This is a genomic window from Pseudonocardia lutea (assembly GCF_042658055.1).
Taxonomy (GTDB): domain Bacteria; phylum Actinomycetota; class Actinomycetes; order Mycobacteriales; family Pseudonocardiaceae; genus Pseudonocardia; species Pseudonocardia lutea.
In genome coordinates this window covers 42,581-43,058 of record NZ_JBHSQK010000067.1, presented here as the reverse complement: position 1 = coordinate 43,058, position 478 = coordinate 42,581, and the positions used below count along the sequence as shown (strand labels likewise).

Below are 478 nucleotides of genomic sequence, written 5' to 3'. Positions count from 1 at the left end.
GCCCCCCCCCGCCCCCCGGTTCCGGCGGCGGTTCCGGCGGCGGTTCCGGCGGCGTCGTGCCCGTCGGTGGCTCCGCCCCCCGCCGTGCGGCGATCGCGGCCCAGGGCGGCGGCACCGAGGGCACCGAGGCCGATCGCTCCGAGCGCGGTGAGCTGGGCCGCGCTGGGTCGCTCGTCCGCGGGGGCGAGGGCGTCGGTGTGGCGGGTCTCCTGCTCCCACCCACTCCCCTGCTCCGCGCGTGCCCGCGCGAACGGCGTCGGCGCGCCCTTGGCGGCCTGGGTCAGCCGGGCGGCGCGGGCCGCGGGGGTCGACAGCTCGGGCTCCGGTGTCGGGGTCTCGTCCTCCGCCGCCTCGGCCTCCACCTCGGCGGCACCACGATCCGCCGGCGACGCGGACGCGGCCGGAGCGGCCGCGGTTCCGCGCGGCACGGGCACCGGGGCCTCGGCGGCCTGCTCGGCGCCGGGCACGGCAGCGGCCG

The 478-nt window shown here is 82.6% G+C and carries 1 pseudogene; it reads right to left on the bottom strand.

The window, feature by feature from the left end:
• Positions 1–478 (bottom strand): annotated as a pseudogene (locus ACFQH9_RS23635) (hypothetical protein); the annotation flags it as partial.